Annotated in this window: 8 protein-coding genes; all 8 read right to left on the reverse strand. The window is 43.2% G+C overall.

What is annotated here, in order from left to right; translation table 11 throughout:
* Window positions 1-1283, reverse strand: a 1283-nt coding sequence (locus tag Q7P41_RS10310; RefSeq protein ID WP_303884042.1) for an NADP-dependent malic enzyme, incomplete at its 3' end; no start/stop codon positions are given.
* A 43-nt stretch (window positions 1284-1326) separates the two neighbouring features.
* On the reverse strand, window positions 1327-2583 hold the full coding sequence (gene larA, locus Q7P41_RS10315; protein WP_303884051.1) for a nickel-dependent lactate racemase: 1257 nt from the start codon (window positions 2581-2583) through the stop codon (window positions 1327-1329).
* A gap of 23 nt (window positions 2584-2606) precedes the next feature.
* On the reverse strand, window positions 2607-3047 hold the full coding sequence (locus tag Q7P41_RS10320; protein ID WP_303884043.1) for a tripartite tricarboxylate transporter TctB family protein: 441 nt from the start codon (window positions 3045-3047) through the stop codon (window positions 2607-2609).
* The gene (locus tag Q7P41_RS10325) at window positions 3047-4567 is read right to left on the reverse strand and encodes a tripartite tricarboxylate transporter permease (RefSeq protein ID WP_303884044.1); all 1521 of its coding nucleotides are present in this window, start codon (window positions 4565-4567) and stop codon (window positions 3047-3049) included. Before Q7P41_RS10325 ends, Q7P41_RS10320 begins: the two co-directional genes overlap by 1 nt.
* A 47-nt stretch (window positions 4568-4614) precedes the next feature.
* Entirely contained in the window at window positions 4615-5577 is a 963-nt protein-coding gene (locus Q7P41_RS10330) for a tripartite tricarboxylate transporter substrate binding protein (protein ID WP_303884045.1), read from the reverse strand.
* 67 nt (window positions 5578-5644) lie between these two features.
* On the reverse strand, window positions 5645-6145 hold the full coding sequence (locus tag Q7P41_RS10335) for a 3-isopropylmalate dehydratase small subunit (RefSeq protein ID WP_303884046.1): 501 nt from the start codon (window positions 6143-6145) through the stop codon (window positions 5645-5647).
* A gap of 13 nt (window positions 6146-6158) precedes the next feature.
* Complete coding sequence (locus tag Q7P41_RS10340) at window positions 6159-7415, reverse strand: 3-isopropylmalate dehydratase large subunit (protein ID WP_303884047.1); 1257 nt, start codon at window positions 7413-7415, stop codon at window positions 6159-6161.
* 4 nt (window positions 7416-7419) lie between these two features.
* A complete protein-coding gene (locus Q7P41_RS10345; RefSeq protein WP_303884049.1) occupies window positions 7420-8175 on the reverse strand; it encodes a FadR/GntR family transcriptional regulator in 756 nt (251 codons plus the stop codon).
* Window positions 8176-8340: the final 165 nt, after the last annotated feature.

Genomic DNA, 8340 nt, shown 5'->3' on the forward strand with positions numbered 1-8340 from the left:
GCAATTCTTATTTTCTCTTCCGCCACCTGGATCAATTCGTCCCGAGACATGGTAATTTTTGCCAGGCCCTGCTCAATCGCCTTTACTCCCACTGATGCAGCAACTTGTGGATACACCCACGTCTCGTCCATAGTCGGTATCAAATAATCCTCATGCAAGCCTATTTTTTCTGCACAATCAGAAAGCGTCTTAGCTGCGGCAATGCACATCTCATCAGTGATCGCAGATGCCCTTACGTCCAACGTCCCCCTAAATACAGCAGGGAAGATTAAAGAGTTATTTATTTGATTCGGAAAATCGGATCTACCCGTGGCCACGATTCGAGCGCCAGCCTCTTTAGCCTCCCAGGGCCATATTTCAGGTACTGGATTGGCGCAAGCAAAGAGCATTGCGTCATTGGCCATCTTTGCGACCCATTCTTTTTTCACCACATCAGGCCCCGGCTTGGTATAACAAAACACCACATCTGCGCCTTCGAAAACTTTTTCTTGGCCTCCGCTTATGCCATCAGGATTTGTAATTTGAGCGAGATGGCGCTTAACGTCATACTTTACGTCATCAAGATCGCTTCTCCCCGAGTAAATAACACCTTTACTATCCGTAATTAGCACGTTTTTAGGGTTAACGCCTGCGCTAATTAATATCCTTATTGTAGCCACGTTTGCTGCCCCGCAACCTAAGAAGCCAACTTTTATATCATCGATTTTTTTGCCAGTGATTTTAAGTCCGCTATATAAACCTGCCAAGTTAACCGCAGCCGTTCCCTGCTGATCGTCATGCCATACAGGTATCTTGCAATCCTTCCTAAGTTCGTCAAGTATGTAAAAGCATTTTGGCTGGGCGATGTCCTCCAGGTTAATTCCTCCAAAGGCTGGAGTTAAATTCTTAACCGTCTCTATAAATTTATCAGGATCTTTTGTGTCAAGGCAGATGGCTACGGCATCAACGCCACCGAGGTATTTAAAGAGCATACACTTTCCTTCCATCACAGGCAATCCAGCTTCAGGTCCTATATCACCTAAGCCTAACACTCTTGTCCCGTCGGTCACAACTGCTATCGCGTTGGCTTTATTGGTAAATTCGTAAACTAGATCGGGATTTTTCTGTATTTGCCTGCATGGTTCCGCCACGCCCGGCGTGTACCATATGGCGAAGTCCGATATGTCCCTAATGCAGCACTTTGGCACTGTCTGCATTTTCCCGTGATAGAAACGATGCAATTTTATTGCTTCTTCTGCAGGCTTTTTGGCTTTTTCTAGCATTTCTTCATTTGTTAAATCCATAAGATCCACCTCACATCTCTGCGATAGATACGTCCGTTAAAAACTATTTACAAAGCGCGGGAACCGTCAGGCTGCCGTAAGGCATTAATATGTAATTCGGCCTATCGTGCTTCTTTTCTGCGTATTTTATCGCTTCTTCAACAGAATCCATCTTGCGCATGAACAGACCTTCCGTTTGCTCTTTTGATAAAGAAGAAATTAATATTATTTCCTTTTCTTCGGCCACTTTGCATATGCCGTAAGCCTTATGTCCGCCCATGGCAAATTTCTTCTTTATACGTTCGATCACGTCGCTAGGACGTTTTGCATCGCGCATCCACTCTTCGAAAGTACGCTCTCCATACCCTTGTGAGCATTCTGCGATCAAGATAATGGTCCCACCAAGTTTAGTTGCCTTATCGGCATGATCAAGTGCTTTTTGAGCTTGATAAACGTTAATATCCCTCGGGTATCCTCCAGCGCTCACAATAGCAACATCAGCTTTACTTTCAATGGGTACATCGTACATATCAGATGATACTGATGCACCTTCGTACCAAGCGCTTTCCAAATCCCCTGCTACGATTTTTACTATCTCCTTTTTGCTGTTTGTCACTACGTTTAAAATGAAGTCCACTCCAACAAGTTTAGCTGCTTCTATCATTTCAAGGTTCACGGGATTTCGCCTTAAAGGAGGAAGGTCATCCATGAGATACACCATGCGAGAATGATTTTTTTCTATGCATACTCTGCCTGCCACTCCTGGCAAAATACTTTTTCTTCCACCGGAAAATCCAGCGAAATAGTGGGGCATAATTACACCCAAAGTGATTAGGAAATCCGCCTCTGCAGCCAATCTATTAATTGTTAAATTTAAACCCGTAGAAAGTTCGCCAAACTCGAGCAAAGAAGAAACGTCATCAGCGCAATGAGAGACAAATTTATACTCATCGACTAAATTTTTGCCGTACACTTCCACGTTCTGCTCATGGGTATGAGGATCATGGATGCCTGTAGCTGTAAGAAAAGTGATTTGGTCTTTGCTTATACCGCTTGCATGAAGATTTTCGAGCAAAGGCGGAAGTAAACTCTCATAAGGAGTGGGTCGAGTGATGTCATTCACGACTATCACGACACTCTTTGGATTTTTTCTATTGACCAATTCTTTCAAAGAAGGAACACCTATAGGATTATTTAACGCTTCTTGCACACCCCGTAGGGCATCTTCAATGCCCGGTCTCTCGTTGGGTTCAAGTATTTTGGTTACTCTGTCTTGATCTATATTAAACGAAAGTTCCGATTTACCATATTTCATATTCATCAACACGTGAAACCACCTCATCTTTAGAAAAGAAAGCCTTGTGGGAAGAAAATATATAAATATTGAGTAAAAACATAATATATTACAAAAACACTTCCAATTGCCACAGCCAGCGACAGAATAGTAGTCTTGAGATTGCGCTCATCGCTAAGTGTCCACTGGATGGCCCACATGGAGATTGTACTAGCCACGAAAAACCCAACGTAATTTGCCGAAACGACCCATATTAGCGACCACAGCATAGTTGCTGCCATGTACTTGTTAATTTCTTTTATGAAAGACTCAACGTACTGCGGTTTGATTTTAGATTTTACTATTAATGCGATCCCAGTAACGGCCAAAAGCACTATAATGACTTTTGGAAACATCAACCCGAATTTAGTAAAATCTCCAATATGAAACCAAAACATAGCCGCAAAAACAAGCATAACAAGACCACCATAAAGATCTGAATTCAACATCATCAGGCAGCCCTCCTTCTTCTACGAGCTGAATAAAAGGGCCACAAAGCGGATATCAAAGAAATCACAATCAAAACGATTGATATAGGCCTTGTGAAAAATATTACCCATGGCATGCCTGGAGATATGCTGTTTCCCATCAAATACCCCTGTACTAGTCCTTTCTCAGCGATCGGACCTAGCACAAGCCCCAAGACAACCGGGCCTGGACTAAATCCCAACTTCCCAAGTACATAACCGAGATATCCACTTCCAAGCATAAATATTACGTCCATGAAATTATTCCTCACGGCATAGGAACCCACGATGGTCAGAAGCAAAATTCCTGGCACCAATACGCGGATTGGCAATCGCATTATAATTTGGTAGAACAAAACACCAGCAAACATTCCAATTAATACGGTAAGAGCCGTGGCCACGAAGAAGGACGTCATAAATGTGTATGTAATCTCCGCATGTTTTGTAAAAAGTTCGGGTCCGGGGTTGAGTCCCTGAATCATTAAAGCTCCATAAACAACTGCTGCTACTGGAGATCCTGGAACACCTAAGGTAAGAAGCGGTACGAAAGATCCCATAATTGTTGCTTTATCAGCCGTTTCTGTAGCTACGATCCCTTGAGGATTCCCCTTACCGAAGCTCTCAGGGTTTTTGGAAGCCCTTTTAACTTCGTTATAAGCTATTAAGTTGGAAATATTACCGCCAGCGCCTGGTAAAATCCCTACGAAAAGTCCAATAATAGAAGATCTTATAAGGTTAACTACATCAGCAAAAGCGTTTCGAAATCCCTTAAATATGGCTTCTTTATAGCCCTCAACGGTACTGCCAACGCTAGTGTTTTTCAAATAGGAACCAACGGGATTTCGTGCCATCTTAAAAACCTCTGGTATACAAAAGAAACCAATCAAAACTGAAATGAGCTCTACGCCGCCTTGAAACGAGGATATGCCAAAGGTAAATCTCACATCACCACCAACGGGAGCAATGCCAATAGTGCTAATTAGTAATCCAAGTATCCCTCCCGCTACACCTTTTAATAAGGAATCGCCTGAAAGTCCTGCGATAATAGTAAGACCAAAAATACTTACCCAGAAGTACTCAGGGGGACCGAATTTGAGGGCAATCTTCGCCAAAGGCAATGAAAATGCTATAAGCCCAATTGTGCCAATAAAACCCCCGACAAGCGAAGCAAATGCAATAGTAAATAAAGCTTCTTGCGCCCTTCCCTGCAATGTCATGGGGTATCCGTCAAAGCATGTAGCGATTGAGGAAGGCGTCCCTGGGGTGTTGATCAGGATAGCAGGAAAAGCACCGCCGTATATGGCTGAACAATACACGGCGCTTACACATATAAGTCCCATTACAGGATCCATAGCAAAGGTAAATGGGACCAATATTGCCACTGCCATAGTGGCCGTAAACCCGGGCAGGGCTCCGGCCATCATGCCTAGTGGAATGAGTAAAGTCATGGCAGCAAGATTCTTAAAAGCAAGAACATTAATAAACGCATCTAAAAATATACCCATCGTTCAAATCACCCCTCCCAGATCTACAGGCCACTTTTAACTGCGATTTATTTCATTTCCAATTTGTCCAATATTCTTTTGTAATACTCTGTGCGTTCTTCGACAAACTTCTTCGACTCTTCCGGTCCGTAAAAAACCATTTGAAATCCCATCGACTCCATCATTTCTTTATACTCAGGTGTCTCATTAACCTGCTTGAAGGCATCAGCCAATTTATTTACTATTTCATCGGGTGTCTTGGGAGGCACACATATACCTCTATAAGCACCTTCTACAAAGTCGTAGCCAAGTTCTTTAAACGTAGGAACATCTGGGAATAACGATAAACGCTCTTCTGTAGCTACAGCTAAGGGTCGCATTTGATCTTTATAATTTGCAGCCATGGTGGTATAGGTCATTAATCCAGTCACATGACCTCCTAAAAATGCAGGAACGGCATCGCCTGAACCAGTAAAAGGAATGTAAACGGTATCGATACCCGCCGCCTCATTAAATTCAACCGTCCCGAGGTGATTTGCACTGTAACTTCCACTTCCGCCAAGGGTTATTTGACCAGGATGCTCTTTAGCGTATTTAACGAAATCGTCAAGGGTTTTAAACTTGCTATCTACAGGAACGACTAACATGTTGGGCGTTGCCTCAAACCAACAAACGGTATTTATATCTGATGTTTTATAACCTGTATCCTTCCGCTGAAGCGGCTGTAGTATTATGTGAGGTATGTTATGACCACAAATCGTATAGCCATCAGGTTTTGTGCGCACTATTTCCGACCATCCTACTGCCCCGCCGCCGCCGATTTTATAGGTTATAATTACCTGCGTTCCGAGAATTTTTTCTAAGTGAGGTTGTTGTGCCCTTGCTGTAATGTCCGATTCTCCGCCTGGATTAAAAGCTATAACGTAAGTAATCGGCCTTTCCGGATATGCTGCTTTCGCCGTACCGCTAAACGTTCCAAATATCGCCAATATGACCAAAATAGATGTTAAACTTATAACTAATCGCCTCATTTTGCACTTTCCCCCTTCTCTGGTTAATGTGATATCAACAAATGCTTTCTAAAATCAGGCTATCAAATCACCTCTCCTTCATTTTTGACCTATAAAGGGAAATAACGCCGCCTGCCTTTAAGATCTCCAAGATATGTTCTGAAAAGGGCACAAAGACAAATTCGCATCCATTAGAAAAGGCCATAACACCATTTTCGATGTCTATTACGGCTTCATGCCCATCTTTAACTTTTGAAAGATCGAGCTCCGGTATTTCCACCACGCAAAGTCCCCGGTTGATAGCGTTACGATAAAAAATGCGGGCAAAGGATCTAGCGACTACGGCTCTTACACCCGCTGCAAGTAAGGTTATAACGGCATGTTCGCGGCTTGAACCACAGCCGAAGTTTTTACCAGCAACGATTATTGCTCCAGGGCTAACTTTGGATGGGAAAGTTGCATCTGCTCCTTCCATAACATGAGCTGCTATATCCTGAGGTTCCGTAAGTTCCAAGTATCTGCCTGGATAAATTTGATCCGTGTCTATGTTATCTCCGAAGATAAAAACTTTTCCTTCTATCTGATTCAACTTCTAACCCTCCTTAAAGCAGTTTACGTGGATCCGTGAGCTTGCCGTTAGCAGCAGATGCTGCAGCCGTAGCGGGAGAAGCTAAGTATATGAAAGCTTTTGTGCTTCCCATGCGTCCGGGAAAATTTCTGCTTGACGTCGATACACATACATCGCCCGGGGCAAGCACCCCTTCATGGGCACCAAGACAAGGACCACAGCCTGGCGTCACGAAGATCGCTCCGGCTTCTAGGAGGGTTTGGACATAACCACGTTTGAGGGCTTCCTGAAGAATCTTTTTCGATGCTGGGATTACAATGCAGCGAACGTTTTTCGCTACGTGTTTGCCCTTTAAAATTTCGGAGGCAATTTTGATGTCGTTTAATCGCCCTCCTGTACACGTTCCAATAAATACCTGAGAGATTGGGATCCCTTCTACTTGTTCAATTCCACACACGTTATCAACACTTCCTGGAAGGGCGACCTGAGGGGATAGATTTCTTACGTCTACGTAGTAGGATTCAAAATAATTAAAATCATCATCGGTAGTAAAGACTTCGAAATTTTCTATTTCTGAACCTTGATCTCCAAGAAATTCAAAAGTTACTTCGTCAGGTTGTATATATGCCGTCTTAGCACCCATTTCAACTGACATATTGCACAGGACGAATCGTTCATCCATCTTTATAGACGAGACCGTCGAACCCGTAAATTCAATTGCTTTATAGATAGCAGCATCTTGTTTTAGCTTTCCCAATACATGAAGGATTATGTCTTTGGCCATGATAAAATCGGACATCTTGCCATCAAGACAAATATTAATGACGGGAGGTACTTTAAACCAAAGACGACCTGTAAGAAGGATAATAGCCAGATCTGTGGCACCAACTCCCGTCGCAAAAGTACCCAGGGCGCCTAAGGTTGTGGTGTGAGAATCCGTCTCTATTACAACCTCTCCGGGCCCCACAAGACCGCTTTCCGCCAAAAGTTGGTGGCATACTCCTTCTCCTACATCAAAAAGCATCTTGATGCCCATCTTCTCACAAAATTCCCTCATCTGCCTTTGGTTATCTGCGGCCTTTATAGTGGGGGGAGGAGAATAGTGATCAAAAACGAAGGCAATCTTTTCGGGGTGTGCTACCTTTGTACCGCCCATTTCATAGAAAGACTTTATAACCTGCAGGTAAAGGTCATTTACTTCGGCTAGATCTACTTCTGCTTCAACAATTTCTCCTGGTTTGACCCTAGTTTTGCCTGAAGCTTTCGCCAACAACTTTTCAAGCGCGTGCATGAGGTTAATCCTCCTTTACATGTTCATTTGTAAGTGGTACGAAAAATTTAAGCCCTAAAGATTTAGTAAAGTGATAAATACGTTCTTGGGAGATGGCAACATGCTGAAATGCTCTCTTTTCAGCTGCTTTTTCGTCTCCCCTTGATATAGCTTCAACTATCCCTGCGTGTTCAGCCCAAATTTCTCTTGGCCACTTCTCGAATGGCATAGGCGCATTTTCCTTAGGAAAGGATGACACGTTACGTTCGTATAAACGTATAATGCCCTCGTGCATTCTGCATAAAACGTCGTTATGTGACGATGCGACAACAAGGGCATGAAAGATAGAGTTCCACTTCTCGCCTAATAATGCTTTTTCATGCTTATCTTCTTTAAAAAGCTCTTCGATTTTAGCGAGCGTCTCTCGTAGCTTTTCGAGATCCGACTCAGTCCGCCTTTTTGCCGCTAAAGCGGCGGCTTTTGGTTCAATGATAAGCCTTGCCTCGAAGACTTGAGGAAGGATATCTAACGGCCAATCTACTAAAAAAGAAATGGGTAACGAAATTTCGCTCCAGGACTTTTCTCTTATAAAAATGCCCTGTCGATCACGAACCTCGATTATACCGAACGCTTCGAGTATCGCCAGGGCTTCTCTTATCAATGGACGGGTAACATTACACATAGAAGCTAACTTCCGTTCGCTAGGCAGCTTACCATTATGACCGAGTTTGCCTTCTTTTATCAAATTGTAAATATTAATGGCCAGTTCCTTTCTCGTCATCCAGCTACACCTCGTATCTGGTATACCATGGTAGCCCAGTCACTTTTATTATGTTAACATACATATTTTGCTCGGTCAAGTTGATAGCGGCTCTATTTTAAATAGTGTGGAAAATTTCTAGAGGCAGGTGTCTTAGCATCATTTTCCCGATGCAGATCTTTTGCA

Source organism: Acetomicrobium mobile (assembly GCF_937920065.1).